Genomic DNA, 15,659 nt, shown 5'->3' on the forward strand with positions numbered 1-15,659 from the left:
CTACGAACGGTTCGAGGGGAGGCCCGTGAGCGAAGAAGTTCGTCAAGACCAGAGCAGGGGGCAGCGCTCCGCGCTAAGGAAGCGTCTGCGAGGACTGAGTCAAGGGGCTGGTGTCTGCCAGCCAGACTTGCATGAGCGCCTCGGCCCCGAACTGCGTCAGCTATGGGCAATCGAGTCGGACGATGCGACGACAGTGCGAGAAATGGTCACGGCGCGACTGGAGGAGTTAATTTCCGGTCTCAAGAACCTCAAGGAACTGGATCGCGTAAAGAGCAGCGCAAGACTCAGCTTCAATCTTCCAGCTGCTTCAAGCCGCGAGACGAGTGTGCTAAAGCAGCGCCACCAGATGCACTCTAGAAAGAGTGGATTCTCCGTTGAAACCATTAGGCGCGACTTTGACCACGCTCTAGACGCACTCGAAGGTGAAATACACAAGCGCCTTCATGAGGCCGGGATTGATTACGGCACTCTGCAAAACCCGGAAGCGCAAGCTTCATCCGGTACCGCTACGTCAGAAGCGGGCGATGCATCGGAATCAGCAGCGGAAGAAAAAGGCGAGACGCAGGCATCGTCACACGAGGACAAGCCTCGTTCAGTGCACAACACCAACTACGGCCTATTCAATTTCGTCTCTCAAGGGCCGACTTTCATCAACAGGATCTCGAGGAAGAATAAAGTATCGGCACTTTCCGCGATCTTTCTGCTCCTAGTTGCTGGTGGTGTTTGGGTCTGGTCTGCCGATACCGATCAAGCTTCAAAGGGGAGCAGTAGTGGCGGGAAGGTCAGCAACTCGAAGCCTGACAGCGCCACATCACCATCACCGGACATCAGCGCCAAAGAAGCAGAAGCACCCTCCGTGCCGCTCACGGCGACTGTCACTCATTACATCCCCTCTACGGGGGCCGCTAACTGCTTCGGCTGGGTATTCCCCGGCAAGAGCATGGAACAAATCCCTGTGCCTGGTGACGGTCTGAGCGCCGCGTGGGCGCATGAACTCGGCGGCACGGATAGCGTGCAATCAAATATTAAGGTGAGTATCCAGGGGCTCACAGACACGGACGTAGCTCTGAATAACATCCGAGTCGTCGACCTGCGCAAAGAACCGGCACTCCGTGGTCCACAAGTCTGGCTCGGGGCTGGCTGCGGAAGCTTCGTACCCGGCCGTAACTTCCGTGTACTACTCGCTAATCCGAATCCTGCCGTCGAATCTGTGACGATACATGATGACGGTACATCTACCGTCGCGAATCAGTCGTTCAACTTTAAGGTCACAGAGAACGATCTTGAAGTATTCGAAATTGAGGCGCTTCCGCACAGTTCCCAAGAGAACTCGTCACCTCTTGAGTCATGCGGCTGTCTCGTGACGTGGAAGCTCGCCCTCGACTGGTCGCACAAAGGCGAGACAGGCACCCTCATCATCGACGACCACGGCAAGCCGTTCCAGACAAACGACGGAGCCGCGGACGATCCGATCTACATTAAGCAAGAGGACGCCTGGCAGCTGATGAATCCCGGAGCGTCCTGATTTAGTGGGGATTCGGTGCACGGATCGGGCTGGGCGACACGGCCGCAGATCGTCACAGTATTGGCCGTGGTCAGGAGCTGATTCGGATAATTCTCGCTTCAGTTCATGTCTGAAGTCGCTCCAATCCCTCCAGCACCCGCTCCAGCAGTGCCACACTCGCCACCTCCAACACCGCACCCCGTGGAGGCCGCGTCCCCTGCGGAACCCGACGCTCAAGGCGCGGCCTATCTTCAAAAGGGCCCCGCGGACCAGGCACCTTCCCGATGACCAACTGCGCCCAGACGACCTTGCCTCCCGCCGGCGGATGGGCGACTCCCCATCGCCGGGCCAGCGCTTCGACGAGCACCAGGCCCCGGCCGCCCTCGGCGTCCTCGCCCACGTCTTTCCGAACCGGCTCCTCCAAGCTGCGGTCCCACACCTCGATGAAGAGCTGAGTGCCCACCACCCGCAGCTGCACCCCGACAAGGTGCTCCGCCTGGATGTCGTGCAGCTTCACCGCAGGGTCAGAAATGCCTGTCGCCTCCACTGCGTTGGTGACCAGCTCGCTCACCACCAGCTCACCGTCCGCGACATGCTCCGACAGTCCGAGGTACGTCAGGTGATGGCGCACGAATATCCGGGAGACCCCCGCGGCGGTACTCACCGCCGCCAACCTGAGCGAGGCGACGTACAGCCAACTCGGTGCAGGGTTTCGCCGCTCGTGTGAGCCGTTGCTGTTGAAGTGCTCGCTACTCACGACCCGCCTCCTGCTCAGGAGCGGCGGTCTCTTTGAGCGGCTCGACCAACCAGAGCTGGCCGCCAATCTCGCGTTCCACCTCATCGCGCATAATCCCCGCCAAGACCGGGATCTGGTGCAGATGCTCCGGCGAGGGCATGACCACGTGGACTACGTTCTTCGCGCGGCAGTGCGTCACAACCTCCTGCCACGCCTTGAGTTGCTGCCATTTGGCCTCGACGAACACGTCCGCCAGAACAAATCCGTTCTCCTGTGCGAAACTCACCAAGTCGCGCTGAAGGCGCAGCACATCGTTGATCCCCATGCCGGGCAGCACCCGAAGATAGCCGTAGGCGAGGCGGGTTGAAGTGGGCGGCATAAACATCGGCTCCTTGCCCCGTCGGCCGGACGGGTAGAAATACGGGGGCAATTGAGCCTGTTGGTCGCCGGTAGGTAGGCCAACTACAGCCGCGCATGGGGCTATATACCTCGGGCGTATTGCCACCCACCGGCCCCGTATGGCAATACGCTGGAGGGGCAAGAGGCCAGGGCAACAGGGCGGGAGTACCGGCGGCATGGCACCACAACAACCAGCCCGCTACTGCCAGTGCGGTACGCGCCTGGCCAGGGACAACGCCGGAGATCGCTGCGGGGCCTGCGCCCGCCAGGAGCGGAAGTCAGCCGGCCAGCCGCCTGATCTGCCCGCCGAGTTCTGGCAGCACCCCCGGATGCGCGAGGCCCTGGAGAGCTGGCACTTCGGGCGTGTGCTCTACGCCTACCGTACTCACCCGCACCACGAGCGCCCCATCTCCCAGGGAGCCGTCGCCAACTGGCTCGGCCTGACCCAGGCGCAGCTCAGTCGCATCGAGAACGGCCCAGCCCCGCAAGACCTGTCCAAGCTCATGAGTTGGGCGCATAGCCTCCACGTCCCGAACGATGCCAACCTGTGGTTCAAGCTGCCGGGCAGCCGACACCAGTTCGCTGCTCCCGCCAAGCCGCGGCAAGAACTCGATCACCAGAAGCCACAGCAGCCGTCCCAGACCCAGGGCTCGACGCTGCTTCCCGTCGTGGTCGACGGACAGACCGTCTTCGTACCGATCGACGCTCAAACGCTGGCGACCAGCGGCCTCGGCAGCCTGTCGGCGATCCCAGCCGACAGCACCACGAGCACGGAGCACGAGGCCATGAGTCCGCTTCACCGTAGAACCCTGCTCAGCGGCATCGCCGCTGCCGCTCTCCCCGGTCTGGGCCTGGAAGAACTCCAGCGCGTCGCGAGCGCCCTGGAAGACTCCCGCCGCTACCTCGACGGCCCGGTCGTCAACTACTTCCGTACCCAGCTCGACCACGCCAAGCATGACGACGGGCGCTTGGGCCCCAAGAAGACCTTGCCCATCGTCCTCGGGCTGCTCGGGGCGATTGAGCAGCACGCCCGGAACGTCAAGCCCAAGGCTCGCCGCGAGCTGCTGTCCGTCGGAGCCGACGGAGCTGAGTTCGCCGGATGGCTGTACCGCGACATCCACCAGCCCGGACAGGCCGGCTTCTGGTACGACCGCGCCATGGAGTGGGCTCAAGAAGCCGACGACGCCGCTATGCAGGGATATGTCCTGCTCAAGAAGTCCCAAATGGCCTACGATGACCGTGATGCCCTGCGGGTGCTCACGCTGGCCGAAGCAGCCCGTCACGAGCGGTGGCAACTGCCGCAGCGCGTCCACGCCGAGGTCACCCAGCAAGAAGCCCTCGGGCTGGCCATGACCGGCGAACCCCTGGACGCCGTCAAGCAGAAGCTCGACGAGTCCCGCAGCCTGCTGACCAACGTGCCCGGCGACGACCCCAACCCGCTGGGGGCCTACTTCGCCGAGGACACCCTCATGCTCCGTAACGCCGTCACGTACACCGAGGCGGGCAAGCCGAGCATGGCCGTGGAGCTGTTCAGCGAGGCGATCGCTTCCGGGACGTTGTCGCGCCGCGACACCGGGTTCTTCAACGCGCGTCGAGCTGCTGCCGTGGCGCTCTGCGGCGAGCCCGACGAAGCCGCCCAGCTCGGCCGAGCCTCCGCCGAAGTAGCCCACACCATGAAGTCGGAGCGAACCCTGCGCGTCCTCTCCGAGGTGCTGCACACCCTGGATCGCTGGAGTAGCCGGCCCGCGGTACGAGACTTCCGCGAGGCTCTGCGGGCTTCGTGAGGGTTACGGAAGCTTCATCAGCCAGTCGGTGACTGTCCGTCCTGGTTCTCGACGATCACACGCATGGGGCGGTTCGGATTTGGGAGCTTCTTCTCGATCTTCTCAATCGCCTTGCGGACATAGTGCAGGCTGCCCTCGGGCGCGTCTCGGGTCTCCCGGAAGTCGGAGAGGTCAATCTCGTAGGTCATCGGGGGGAGCGGTCCATGCGGCCCCTCCGCTTCCACTGTGATGGTGTGGAGTTGAGAGATGTCGTCCTTGACGATCTGGTGACCGATGCCGATGAACCAGGCGAGCTTGTGGCCGGGACCAAGAGACTTGATGCCGTTGCGAAGGCGTCGTTGGGCAGCGTCTCCCTTCGAGGAGGGATCGCTCGGAAGTGGAGGCTCGATAGTGGCGCGGATGTTGTGCGCGAAGGTCGGCCCGGAGTTGCCGAGGATGAGGTTGAACGCTGTTCCCTGCGCAGCGTCGGCGCGTACGTCCAGCCAGACGTACGGTTGGGCCGCATCTTCTGCGATCTTGCGTTGGAGGTCGGTCTGTGCCACCGCCGCATCGGCCGCCCTCTGTTGGAGCCTCGTCTGATCCCTCTGAATCGCCGTTTGATCCTTGGCGGCGTTGGCGGCCCGCCTGGTGTAAAAGGTGGAGACCAAGGAGACGATGGCTGCGGCAACAGCGGCTCCTGCGGCAGCGAATGCGGCGAGCGTTTCGGGCTTCATGTCCTCATGATCTCAGTGGGTCCAGGTAGATCCCACCTGTTTAGCGCTCTTTCGTCACCCACTCCGCCGCCGTCCGGATGACGAACGCCTGCCACTCCTGGCTCTGGGGGTTGAGGTACTGCGGATCGTCATGGACAGCGAAGCCGTGCTGTGCGCCCTCGATCTCGACCAGTTGGCACGGCGCGCGGAACTGGGAGACGGCCGACTTGGACGACTCGAACGGCACCAAGGTGTCCCCGGTGCCGTGCACGATGAGCGTCGGAGCCTCGACATCGCCGAGCGCTTCATGCGGACGCAGCCAGAACACCTCGTTGAAGATGGGCCGCCCGTGCTTGAGCGTCGGCGTGAACTGGATGAAGCCCTCCGACGCCAACTGCTGTGCTGCTTCGTCCTGGAGGTAGTCGTTCTCCCAGAAGGGCCGGCTGTCGATGGTGCGCTTCTTGTAGTCGAGCTGGGGGTTGAAGAGGACCAGGCGCGAGAGCTCGTCCGGACGCTGGGCGGCGTAGTAGGCACAGATCCCGCCGCCGAAGCTCGCCCCCAGCAACGTGACCTCAGCGGCCCCGGTCGCCTCGCGGACGTGCGCCAGCACGACCCGAATGTCGTTGAGGATGGCGGACAGCGTGAGGTCTTCCTGACGACCTTCGCTCTCCCCGTGCCCGCGGAGGTCGAAGCGCAGCGAGGCCACACCAGCCTCGGCCAGCCCGGACGCCAGCCGCGTGAAGAAGCCGCCTTCCTCGCGGGTGACGCCTCCACCATGGACGAGCACCACGGCTCGGGAGATTGGGTGCTCTGGCGTGACCAAGGTGCCCGCCAGGTGGAGACCGTCGAGGGTCCGGACGTTCACGTCAGTTGTCGGCATGGAGCAAGGGTAGTAGGGGTTGGGTGTGCCAGGGAGTTGTCGAAGAAACTAGTCATCGTTCAGATCTTGCGTGGTTGAGCCAATATTGCGTGGCCAGGCCGCGCAAACGACTGCTTCCTGGCCAGGAGTGAACGGTCATTCTTCGACAACTCTCTGCCCCAGCGAGAACGACGCTGTCCTGGCCGTTAGCCCAGAGGACGACCGCACAGCCGAGCGGTAGCATGATTCACGCTGCACATCTCCGCTGGTATGGATAGCCTTAAGGAGAGGGAGCGCAGAGGGCGAGCTTCCTGCCTGCGGCTCCCCTGGATTCGAGATCACCGCTTCCGAGGTGGTTCAAATGAGCGGCAGCAGTACGTATACGGATCAACAACTTTCCATCCTTGCGACCGTCGTGGAGCAATTCGCGCAGTCGGGAGACCGAAGCAAGGAAGCTGCGGCCCGTTTCGAGCTTGGCAGAGGCCTATTCCAGATGGAACAGGGCAGTGCGGCGTTCGAGCAGCTTCGCCGAGCGGTAGAGCTCTTCGAGCAGGATGAGCTCGCGGGTCCAGCAGGTCAAGCGCTTCTTGGCTGTGGTCACGCTCTGACGACCGAGGGACGACACCAGGATAGTCTCGCGTGGTTCGATCGCGCTATTAACCAGTTCGCCTGCAGCGGGTACACAGCCGGAGAGCTGGAAGCTTCGGCAGCCAAGCTCGAGGCCTTGGCCGATTTGAACCAGTGGTCCGACACTGATCTGGCCAGCAAGATTATCGCGTGGACCGAGAAAACAGACAGCCCGGAGCTGCTCACGTCCCGGCTGGTGGCATTCCGCTACCTGGCACAGTCAATGTTGGCGGTAGGAGACCCGGTGAGATCTCTTGAACCATCACGACAGGCCGCGGATGTTGCTGGTCGGCTGGGTAACCCCTACACCGAGGCGACCTTCCGGCTGGCGTACGCACACAATCTTCGGATAATTAAGCAAATGGGTTCGGCAGCCGAGGAATACAAGCGGGTACAGGCCATCACGCATGGTCTGTCCGGTGCTGAAGATCTTGAGCGACAAGCAGTGATTGGCTTGGGAGCGACACTGTGACTGAGGAACGGACGGGCGCGGACCTGCTCCTTCAGTTGGCAGAGCAATACGCCGTTACGGGAAACGCCCGTATGGAAGCAGAATGCCGCTACCAGAGGGCGCAGAACCTGCGCCGGAACCGGAAGACCGCTGAACGCATCAAGAATTTCGGGGACATATCGTCGTTGAATGAACTACGTAAGGAACGCGCAGTAGAGTACGAACGTGCTGCTGAACTGTTCGGCTCGGTCGGGAGTATGGCCGAAGCGGGACGATGCTGGTATCGGGCTGCATCTGAGTACAACTATCTATTTCCGCCCCGAGAGTACCGCGAAAAGTGCTATTCCACCTGCCGCACAGCCGCAGAGTGCTTTGGTGCTGCCGGTGATTGGTGGGGGGTGGGAGTAGCTGAATGCCTGGCCGGAGGGACTCTGCAGGCGGACATGCCCGGTGATCTGCCAGATCCACGGAGCATCCCGGCTTTCCAGCGTGCAGCAACTGCCTTCACCCGTGCGGATCGTCCTGTAGATGCCGCAGGTGCCGAAATGATGACTGCCGTCAGGCTGACGCAGGTCGATGGCGAGGAATGGCTCGCCGCCGCGGTCCAGGCCTTGCATGCTTATGAGCAAGCCCGGCCGAGTCTGCGGATGCCCAAAGACCGGGAAATTAACGACCAGACCATTGTCGCCAACGGGGCTCGTGTTCTGACCAGCAAGGTCAGAGAAACAGCCGTCTTCATGAGTCACCATCCTGCGTGGCGCGAACTCATCTGGCTACTCAATGAGGCTCCCAAAGCGCGCTCGTTCCAAGACCAACACATCCAGGGCGATACCTGGAGCCGCCTGGTCGCCGATGACAACACCCTATCGGAACTGATGACGCGGAGAAAAGCCCTGGAGCAGGAACAGACCGACCTCGCACATATGATCAAGGGAAAGCTTGCCGCTAGACTTCTCACGGCCGAAGATGAGGCTCAGGCCAGGACGGAACTCCGACGACTCGAAAAAGAACTAGAGAATGTCGACCGAAAGGTGGCTCGACGGTTCCGGGGAATCTCCCACGATACTCCTGAGAGGACTGAACTACTTAGCACTTCGCCGGTGGCTCCCGAGAGTCTGCAGCTCTGCTTGAAGCCGGGCGAGGCGTATATCAGTTACCGATGGCACGACGGCGCGCCCCTGCGTTCCGTCGTGACCCACTCCAATGTGACTGCCGATATTGTCGTGGGCGTGACCTCGGGATTTGCCACAGCCGCCGTTGCTGCTGCTCGCAACGGTAAAGTGCTTCCCCTCGACGACGCTCCAGAAGTCAGTCAACTGATAGGACAGGTTCCAGCGGATGTCGACACGCTGATTATTTCGCCTGACTCGCTTCTCCTCGGCGTCCCTTGGCCACAACTGCCGAATCCGGCCAATCCCGAACTCACTCTCGGCGAATCTTACACAATTGCAGTCATTCCTGCAGCGGGCGTTCTGCATCACCTTCGTGCCCGCCGTCCGAGAGCTGAACATGACGCCGCCTACCTGGGCGTGGCTTGCGATGGAGGGGACTACGCCGACGGCCCTCTTCTCTTCGTGGATCAAGAGGTGGGGAAGACCTGGCGGGATCACTTCGCAGATACCTCTTCAAGTTGCCTACTGTCTACGGACTGCGACAGGTTCTTGGTGCACGGGTGCAGCGCCGGCTTGCTCCACCTTGCGTGCCACGCTGAACCGAATGGACTGCTGCTGTCCCGCAACGGTTCTTGGACGCGGCCTACCGACCTACTTAGCACCCCCGTACGCTCGTTTAGCGCCGACATTCTGCTGCTGACCGGATGCAGCGCAGGAGACTTTTCTCAGGAGGAAAACAATGAGTTCCTCGGAGTCGTCCGTCAGCTCATCGTAGTAACCGGCGCGCAGGCTGCCGTTGTCAGCATGGCACCTGTTCCGGACCCGGCTGGGGTACTCTTCGCCGATTTGTTCGTATCAGCTTTGAACGGTAGAAGCCCAGATCGCCCGTGGCAAGCGCCCGATAGGCCGCTTACGGTCGGCGCGGCGGTGACCTGGGCACAGCAGACCATGCGCCGGAGGATACGCGTCGAAGACGCAAAGTCCCTCATAGATGACTGCCGCCTCCCGCAACCGGCACATCCTAGTTGGTGGTCCCCCTGGTTCGTAGTTGGTGACCCGGGGGCAACCACAAGGCGCCCATCACCTGACTAGACAACGGTTGGAGAAGACCGATGGACTACATATTGGACGTAGAAACCACCGACGCTAATTCGCTCATCTCCGCCATCAAGGACGACGTCAGCGCGACCAATTCAGACGAGATACCGATTTCTGACAACGGCGTCGGCTTGGGCGGCCCGACGGCTCCGCGGGGATCAATAGATGGGGTCCAGTTGGTGCAGCTTCTGCTGACGATACCGGTCGGGGTCACGGTTGAGGTTGCCGCCGATCAGATCATGAACTACTTCCGCCGCCGCAAGTACAGGGATCACGACGTCAGGGTGATAACCATCATCTGGACTGAGGAAACCCTAGACCCCGACGGAAACGTGCAGACGAACCTGAAACGACATCAGGTCGATCTTGGTGGTTCGCCCTGACGGGGTCACACAGAGGAGCGGTTCGGCGGTCACGTACGACGTTGGGAAGTTGGAGTCTCCTGGACCGGCCGGGCCTGTCCAGGCAGGTGCGTGCGATGCGGGCCGTCGGGCAGGACGAGGGGGCGATTGCCGCATGGTGTATGAACGTGTGGCCGACGGCTTCCCATCCGCGCAGGTCGCAGCACCCGCAGAGTGAACCCTGCTTTGAGGGCGAGGGCGAGTCCGAGGTTTGACTGAATGGCTCTGTCGGTAAGTGGTCAGCCTCGCTCGTTCGCGGCGGCAGCTTCCGTGGGTGCCCTCAACCCTCGCACCAGCTCCGCCGCATCCACACCCAACGCCTCGGCCAACTTCAGGATGTTGTGCAGGCTCACGTTGCGCTGCCCCCGCTCGACCTGCCCGATGAACGTCCAGTGCATGCCGCTGTCGTCGGCAAGGCGCTCCTGGCTCTTGCCGAGTTCGTTCCTGCGGGCTCGCACCCGGGCCCCAAAGGTCTGGGCGGCGTCTGAGATGGGCTGTTTTGCCATGACAAGCCCAACTACATAAGTCCCAAGCCTTAAGATCCAGAGACGATGTATCCCAACCCTCTATATCCCATGACTATGTGTCCTATGCTGCCTCTCAAGCAGCCCCGAGACGCGGAGGAGGTGAGGGTCATGCTGTTCGTCAACGGCAGCGGCGGTAGCGGCGGCACGGGCCGCTAGGCATCCGCGCTTCGAGTTCCGAAGACCCCGAGTCGCACTCACGCGGCTCGGGGTTTTCGCATGCCCAGCATTGCCCTGAGCTGCACGTTTGTTACAATTGATCTTGTATATGGCAAGTCCGTTAGAGCGCCTCTACCAGACCAAACTCGCACTCCACGCGACCCTCGTCACGGTGGTTGGTATCGCGCTGATGCTCCTCGCCCACTGGGCGAGCGGCAACGCCGCCGGCACCTGGCTGGACAACATCCCCGTGATGGAAGTCGGTTCGGCCCTCTTCACGACCGGCCTCATCGCCATCTTCTTCGAGTACATCGACCAGGCCGATGCCGAGGTCCGTGCCAACCAGCGCCTCCGCAAGGTCCTGTCCGAAGAGGCTCCCGCCATCCGGGACGCTGTGGTCGACGGCTTCGCTTTCGCGCCCGACTCCCTGACCAACGTCGCCTCCAAGCAGACCCTCGACCGCATCGTCGAGAACTGCCTGTCCATCCGGCTCGGTGACAAGGAACTTGCTGCCGACGCGTACCAAGACCTCCGGGAGCAGATCATCGGAGCCCGGCAACGCTGGGAGGATGCCCACGTTGCCGTAGCGCTCACACCCTGGGCCAAGGGGCCGGCGGAAGGCCGAGGCGCGATGTTCGTCGCAACCATCCGTTGGGAGTACCGCTTCGTACCGTCGAGCCCCATACTCCGCTTCTCCTGCGTCTCCGACCTGGACGCGTACCGAGAGCTGCTGGCCGACCCAACTTCCGCAGCAGAGTGGTACTTCCCGCCCGTCGACGACCTCGACGCCACGTCGCCCGACGTCTTCGAGCTCGTAGAGCTGACCGTCAACGGCAAGCCGCAGAGGATCCGGCGCAGCGTCCGCAAGGAGGGCCAGGTCTTCACCTGCAACCTCGGCAGCGACGTGAAGACCGACGAAGAGGTCATCGTCTCGTACACCTACCGCGTGTTGGTTCAGCAGCACGGGCACGTCCTACACCTCGACCTTGCCCAACCGACTAAGGACTTCCGGGCTGAGCTTTGGTACGGCGATTGCGGTATCCGCTACATGAACGTCCTGGACTACCTCTCCGGTCCACGCCAGCCGCGGCACACCCACCTGTCAGCATCGGACCCCTCACCGAGCGTTGAAGTCGCGTACGAGGGCTGGACGTTCCCCAAGGGCGGCGTGGCGTTCGTGTGGGTGCTGGAGCGGGAGATACAGGAGGGGACTGCGCTGCGTGGGCGCAAGAAGTGATCGAGATCGGTCGCGTGAGGTCATTATCGGAAGATCGTCTGACGTGGTCATGTAATGCAGCGTCAATCAATCATGTCCACATCCGCTACTGTGTGTGGCCCGTTCGGCTGAAGTTGCCGATGTGTCAGGACATTCACGTTGTGACGGAGATGGCTACAGCATCCCCGGCAATCCTTCATCGAGGTGGGCACCCGCCGGTTGTGGATCAAGATCATCAAAGTGTAAGAGCAGCGAGGAGGCGATGTGCTCACCAAGATCATCATTCAGAACTACCGAACGTTTCGTGACTTCAAGCTTGAGTTCGACGCAAGGATGAACATCCTGGTCGGCGACAACGACGCAGGGAAGTCCACGATCCTGGAGGCGATCGGCCTCGCCCTGACCAGCAAGGTCCGAGGGCGTCCTCTGGCCCAAGACTTGTCGCCGTATCTGTTCCACAGGGACGCGGTGAGCGAGTACATCTCCGCACTGCGAGAGGGCCGAGAGGCGAAGCCGCCGGAGATCATCATCGACCTCTTCCTCGACCCGAAAACGGGACCCGCCGCGCTGAGGGGTACCAACAATCTCCTGAAGGTCGATGAGCCTGGCGTACGCATCCGTGTCGCGCTCAACCCTGACTACGAACCCGAGTACAAGGAGTTCATCAAGAACCCGAGCAAGGTCCGGCTCGTGCCGACGGAGTACTACAAGGTTGATTGGCTGGGTTTCTCGGGGAACGGGATCACGTTCTTCAGCATCCCGGCTACGGCGTCGCTCATCGATGCTGCCAACATCCACCTACAGAGCGGCGTCGACTACTACCTGAACAACCTGATCAACTCGCACCTCAAGGCGGACGAGCGCGTCAAGTTGGCACGGGCGTACCGCAGTCTCCGCGAGAACTTCGCGGAAGACGACGCGATCGTGAAGATCAACGAAGCGCTGCGCGGCGCCCCGAGCGACGTGAGCGACCGCGAGCTGACCCTGAGCATCGACGTGTCCCAGAAGTCGAGTTGGGAAAGCAGCATCGTCCCCCATCTTGACGACCTCCCCTTCCAGTACGTCGGCAAGGGGGAGCAGAGCACGCTGAAGATCCTGCTGGCTCTCAATAGGAAGGTGGAGGAAGCGCACATCGTCCTCGTTGAGGAGCCGGAGAACCACCTGTCGTTCCCCAACCTGGGTAAGTTGGTGAACAAGATCGGTGAGAAGTGCAAGGAGAAGCAGGTCTTCATCACGACCCACAGCTCCTACGTGCTGAACAAGCTCGGCCTCGAAAAGCTCGTCCTGCTGTCCCCGACAGAGGGGTTCAGGCTCGACAGCCTTCCGGCTGACACACAGCACTACTTCAGGAAGCTGTCCGGGTACGACACGCTGCGCCTGGTGCTCGCGAAGCGGTCGCTCCTCGTCGAGGGGCCATCGGATGAACTGGTCGTCCAGCGGGCCTACATGGACGTGCACGACGGCAGGCTTCCCGCTGAAGATGGAATCGACGTTATCAACGTTCGTGGGCTCTCATTCAAGCGGTTCCTCGACATCGCTTCCTTGCTGACACAAAACCGCGTCGCCGTCCTCACAGACAACGACGGCAAGGACGCGAGCGAGGTGATGCAGAGGTACGCCACCTACGTTGCGTTCCTGAATATCTCCGTGCACGTCGGCCAGAACAAGGATTACAAGACGCTGGAACCGCAGCTGTTTAAGGCGAACGACCTGGCGACAATGAATGCCGTGCTCGGGCAGAGCTTCACGTCCGAGGACGACCTGTTGGCGTACATGAAGTCTCACAAGACGACCTGCGCGCTGACTATCTTCGAGAGTGATCAGACCATCAACATGCCGGAGTACATCAGGGATGCAGTCGCCTAATAACCTCGCCGTCATAGCGGCGGCCGGCTCGCGCAAGACCCAGCACATCATCGATTGCGTTCTCGCTGACCCGACGAAGCGCATGCTGGTAACGACCTACACCAACGAGAACCTGCACCAGCTCGTGAACCGGTTGAGCGCAGGCACCGGGATGCTCCCGAGCCACGTCAAGGTCATGGGGTGGTTCACGTTCCTGCTGAACGAGTGTGCCCGCCCGTACCAGAGCTTCGTCCTCGGTGAGACCGGCGTGATGGAGGGGCTCAACTTCCTAGGGCAACGTCCCCGGTACATCCCGAAGAGCAACGCCAAGCGCTATTACCTCGACTCCGGCGACGCCGTGTATCGCGATGGCGTATCCGCCTTCGCCCACGAAGCCAACACGTTGAGCAGGGGTCTGGTCGTGAACCGACTCGCGGACATGTACGACCACATCTACGTTGACGAGGTCCAGGACATGGCGGGCTACGACCTGGAGCTCCTTGAGCTCCTGATGAGGTCGCCCATTGCCGTGACGGTGGTTGGTGACCCTCGACAGGCCACCTTTGCAACGAACAACGCCAACAAGAACAAGAAGTATAAAGGGAGCGGCATCGTCGACTGGCTCGGCGAGCGTAGCGAACTGTGCGTCGTCGAGAACCGTGTCGAAAGTTACCGGTGCAGTCAGGACATATGCGACTTCGCTGATGCCCTGTACCCGGAGCTTGCCCGTACGACCTCGAAGAATACCGAGACCACGGGACATGACGGCATCTTCGACATCAAGAAGTCGGAGTTGCTTGAGTACGTCGAGAAGTACTCGCCGGTCTTGCTGCGTTGGGATAAGCGGGCCGACACTAGCGGCCTCGACGCAATGAATATGGGTGCCTCGAAGGGTAGCACCTTCGACCGGGTGCTCATCTTCCCGACGCAGCCAATGATCAAGTACTTCCACACTCGGGATTCCAGCCAGGCGGGTGACAGGGCGAAGCTCTATGTAGCGGTGACGCGAGCGAAGTACAGCGCTACGTTTGTGATTCCGTGAGCGCTACTTGGTCCAAAATCCATAGCCGAGGCAAAGATCCTCTATCCCTCTGCTGACTTACTGCGTCTGCCACCCCGGTCGGCGCCTCCAGCCTCCGGCTTCTCTTCTGGCTTGCTAGCCGTAGCTCCGAGTATCCCTTGAATGGCCGCTCGTCGCTCCTGGAGCCTGCGCTCCTCTTCCTCGATGCCTGCCATAGCCTTTTCGCGTACCTCTTCATCGGCAAGCTTTTTGTCGACCCAGGTTGTGAGCGCCTCTACACCAACCTCGTTGACCGACTGATCTGTGATCCCTCGGAGTCCCTCAACCTGCTCCCGTAAGGCCGGGTCAATACGCACCGCAAAGACCACTGGCTTGCGCTCTTCCTCTCCTCCAGGTACTTGCGGTGGCATGCCTGGTTGTTGTTCGCCCATTTTGAATCCCTCCCTGTCGTGCGGTAATTGGTAATGACTTTATTTATAGCGCAGGTGGTGGAGTAATTCAATGTATAGGGAAGCGCCCCACTCTCCATCCCTTGATGAGAGCAGGGCGCTTTTGACTGGGAACTACTCTGAGCCGTGGCCGTGCACTGGATTGAGCCGTCCCGGCAGTTTCATCACGCCACAGGCGGTCGCATCTTTACGCCCGCCCGCTTGAGCGCTTTGCATACCGTGCTGGCGCTGACGTGGAGTTCGTGCCCGATTTGCTGCGTGCTCCAGCCCTGCTCGTAGAGTTCCGTCGCTCTGGCTACGCGGTCTGGTGTCAATCTTCGTCTGTGCCCGCTTCACGATTCCCGCCCGCTTCAAGTGCCCATCGACGGTGGAACGGTGTACGCCGTAGCGGCGGGACAACTCCAACATGCTCGCACCCCGCCGGTACGCATCCACCAGCTCAGCAACCTCGACCTGCGACAGGATGCGGTTCTCGTGGACTTCTGTTGCGACCGCTGAGTTGTCCTGGCCGAGTTCCGGCTGGCACTTCGGTTCAGTGTCGGCACCCTCCAGTGCCTTGAGCAGCCTCAACAGGGGTGCTCCAGGGTTCGAAAGGGAGTCCGCAAGGCGCACAACGCGTTACGCCGCTGACCTGGGGTGTCCTCCCCAAGGAGGCGTTCCATTCGGCCTCGGACTTCTCGTCCGGGACCGTTTGCGTGAGCGGAAGGACGTCCTCGTCGAGGGTGTCGGCACGGTGCCGAGGTCGCGGTGGACCTGGTCGAGGGCGGCTCGGCCCGGGTACG

Annotated in this window: 15 protein-coding genes; 8 read left to right on the forward strand and 7 right to left on the reverse strand. The window is 61.7% G+C overall.

The genetic code is table 11. The annotated features are described in order from the left end of the window. The first annotated feature begins 25 nt into the window (after positions 1-25). The gene (locus ACWD3C_RS11940) at positions 26-1,525 is read left to right on the forward strand and encodes a hypothetical protein (protein WP_451142722.1); all 1,500 of its coding nucleotides are present in this window, start codon (positions 26-28) and stop codon (positions 1,523-1,525) included. A 103-nt stretch (positions 1,526-1,628) separates the two neighbouring features. On the opposite strand, the gene ACWD3C_RS11945 is transcribed toward ACWD3C_RS11940, so the two are convergent. Together ACWD3C_RS11945 and ACWD3C_RS11950 are read right to left on the reverse strand one after the other, a co-directional pair. Continuing rightward, positions 1,629-2,261, reverse strand: a complete 633-nt coding sequence (locus ACWD3C_RS11945) for an ATP-binding protein (protein ID WP_451142724.1) — start codon at positions 2,259-2,261, stop codon at positions 1,629-1,631. After that, on the reverse strand, positions 2,254-2,619 hold the full coding sequence (locus ACWD3C_RS11950; RefSeq protein ID WP_451142726.1) for a hypothetical protein: 366 nt from the start codon (positions 2,617-2,619) through the stop codon (positions 2,254-2,256). The genes ACWD3C_RS11945 and ACWD3C_RS11950 overlap by 8 nt, the downstream gene beginning before the upstream one ends. A gap of 196 nt (positions 2,620-2,815) precedes the next feature. Here ACWD3C_RS11950 and ACWD3C_RS11955 point away from each other — a divergent pair, with 196 nt between their 5' ends. Further along, on the forward strand, positions 2,816-4,423 hold the full coding sequence (locus ACWD3C_RS11955; protein ID WP_451142728.1) for a helix-turn-helix domain-containing protein: 1,608 nt from the start codon (positions 2,816-2,818) through the stop codon (positions 4,421-4,423). 17 nt (positions 4,424-4,440) lie between these two features. Here the strand turns inward: ACWD3C_RS11955 and ACWD3C_RS11960 are convergent, their stop codons facing one another. Together ACWD3C_RS11960 and ACWD3C_RS11965 are read right to left on the reverse strand one after the other, a co-directional pair. Beyond that, complete coding sequence (locus ACWD3C_RS11960; protein ID WP_451142730.1) at positions 4,441-5,136, reverse strand: hypothetical protein; 696 nt, start codon at positions 5,134-5,136, stop codon at positions 4,441-4,443. Between the two features lie 40 nt (positions 5,137-5,176). Continuing rightward, positions 5,177-5,995, reverse strand: coding sequence for an alpha/beta hydrolase (locus tag ACWD3C_RS11965; protein ID WP_451142732.1), 819 nt, complete (start codon positions 5,993-5,995; stop codon positions 5,177-5,179). 340 nt (positions 5,996-6,335) lie between these two features. On the opposite strand from ACWD3C_RS11965, the gene ACWD3C_RS11970 reads away from it, so the two are divergent. Genes ACWD3C_RS11970 through ACWD3C_RS11980 form a run of 3 tightly spaced genes read left to right on the forward strand, consistent with a single transcriptional unit; the run spans position 6,336 to position 9,645 of the window. After that, positions 6,336-7,073, forward strand: coding sequence for a hypothetical protein (locus ACWD3C_RS11970; RefSeq protein WP_451142734.1), 738 nt, complete (start codon positions 6,336-6,338; stop codon positions 7,071-7,073). Further along, positions 7,070-9,256 carry a CHAT domain-containing protein gene (locus ACWD3C_RS11975; RefSeq protein ID WP_451142735.1) on the forward strand — a complete coding sequence of 729 codons (2,187 nt, stop codon included), beginning with the start codon at positions 7,070-7,072 and terminating at the stop codon, positions 9,254-9,256. Before ACWD3C_RS11970 ends, ACWD3C_RS11975 begins: the two co-directional genes overlap by 4 nt. Before the next feature lie 20 nt (positions 9,257-9,276). Then, complete coding sequence (locus tag ACWD3C_RS11980) at positions 9,277-9,645, forward strand: hypothetical protein (protein WP_451142737.1); 369 nt, start codon at positions 9,277-9,279, stop codon at positions 9,643-9,645. Between the two features lie 257 nt (positions 9,646-9,902). On the opposite strand, the gene ACWD3C_RS11985 is transcribed toward ACWD3C_RS11980, so the two are convergent. Continuing rightward, entirely contained in the window at positions 9,903-10,121 is a 219-nt protein-coding gene (locus ACWD3C_RS11985) for a helix-turn-helix domain-containing protein (RefSeq protein WP_451142739.1), read from the reverse strand. A 334-nt stretch (positions 10,122-10,455) separates the two neighbouring features. Between ACWD3C_RS11985 and ACWD3C_RS11990 the strand changes: the two genes are divergently transcribed. The 3 genes from ACWD3C_RS11990 to ACWD3C_RS12000 all read left to right on the forward strand — a co-directional run bounded on the left by ACWD3C_RS11990 (position 10,456) and on the right by ACWD3C_RS12000 (position 14,449). Then, on the forward strand, positions 10,456-11,583 hold the full coding sequence (locus ACWD3C_RS11990; protein ID WP_451142741.1) for a hypothetical protein: 1,128 nt from the start codon (positions 10,456-10,458) through the stop codon (positions 11,581-11,583). 243 nt (positions 11,584-11,826) lie between these two features. Then, entirely contained in the window at positions 11,827-13,428 is a 1,602-nt protein-coding gene (locus ACWD3C_RS11995) for an ATP-dependent nuclease (protein ID WP_451142743.1), read from the forward strand. Beyond that, complete coding sequence (locus ACWD3C_RS12000; RefSeq protein ID WP_451142745.1) at positions 13,415-14,449, forward strand: UvrD-helicase domain-containing protein; 1,035 nt, start codon at positions 13,415-13,417, stop codon at positions 14,447-14,449. The genes ACWD3C_RS11995 and ACWD3C_RS12000 overlap by 14 nt, the downstream gene beginning before the upstream one ends. A 41-nt stretch (positions 14,450-14,490) precedes the next feature. Here the strand turns inward: ACWD3C_RS12000 and ACWD3C_RS12005 are convergent, their stop codons facing one another. Further along, positions 14,491-14,859 carry a hypothetical protein gene (locus ACWD3C_RS12005; protein ID WP_451142747.1) on the reverse strand — a complete coding sequence of 123 codons (369 nt, stop codon included), beginning with the start codon at positions 14,857-14,859 and terminating at the stop codon, positions 14,491-14,493. 132 nt (positions 14,860-14,991) lie between these two features. Then, the gene (locus ACWD3C_RS12010; RefSeq protein ID WP_451142749.1) at positions 14,992-15,447 is read right to left on the reverse strand and encodes a hypothetical protein; all 456 of its coding nucleotides are present in this window, start codon (positions 15,445-15,447) and stop codon (positions 14,992-14,994) included. Positions 15,448-15,659 lie beyond the last annotated feature (212 nt).

It is taken from the genome of Streptomyces sp. NPDC002845 (assembly GCF_053591955.1).

Coding starts and splice junctions, on each gene's coding strand:
- ACWD3C_RS11965 (WP_451142732.1), bottom strand. CDS start 5,995: ATGCCGACAACTGACGTGAACGTCCGGACCCTCGACGGTCTCCACCTG.
- ACWD3C_RS11990 (WP_451142741.1), top strand. CDS start 10,456: ATGGCAAGTCCGTTAGAGCGCCTCTACCAGACCAAACTCGCACTCCAC.
- ACWD3C_RS12000 (WP_451142745.1), top strand. CDS start 13,415: ATGCAGTCGCCTAATAACCTCGCCGTCATAGCGGCGGCCGGCTCGCGC.
- ACWD3C_RS12005 (WP_451142747.1), bottom strand. CDS start 14,859: ATGGGCGAACAACAACCAGGCATGCCACCGCAAGTACCTGGAGGAGAG.
- ACWD3C_RS11980 (WP_451142737.1), top strand. CDS start 9,277: ATGGACTACATATTGGACGTAGAAACCACCGACGCTAATTCGCTCATC.
- ACWD3C_RS11970 (WP_451142734.1), top strand. CDS start 6,336: ATGAGCGGCAGCAGTACGTATACGGATCAACAACTTTCCATCCTTGCG.
- ACWD3C_RS11955 (WP_451142728.1), top strand. CDS start 2,816: ATGGCACCACAACAACCAGCCCGCTACTGCCAGTGCGGTACGCGCCTG.
- ACWD3C_RS11960 (WP_451142730.1), bottom strand. CDS start 5,136: ATGAAGCCCGAAACGCTCGCCGCATTCGCTGCCGCAGGAGCCGCTGTT.
- ACWD3C_RS11950 (WP_451142726.1), bottom strand. CDS start 2,619: ATGCCGCCCACTTCAACCCGCCTCGCCTACGGCTATCTTCGGGTGCTG.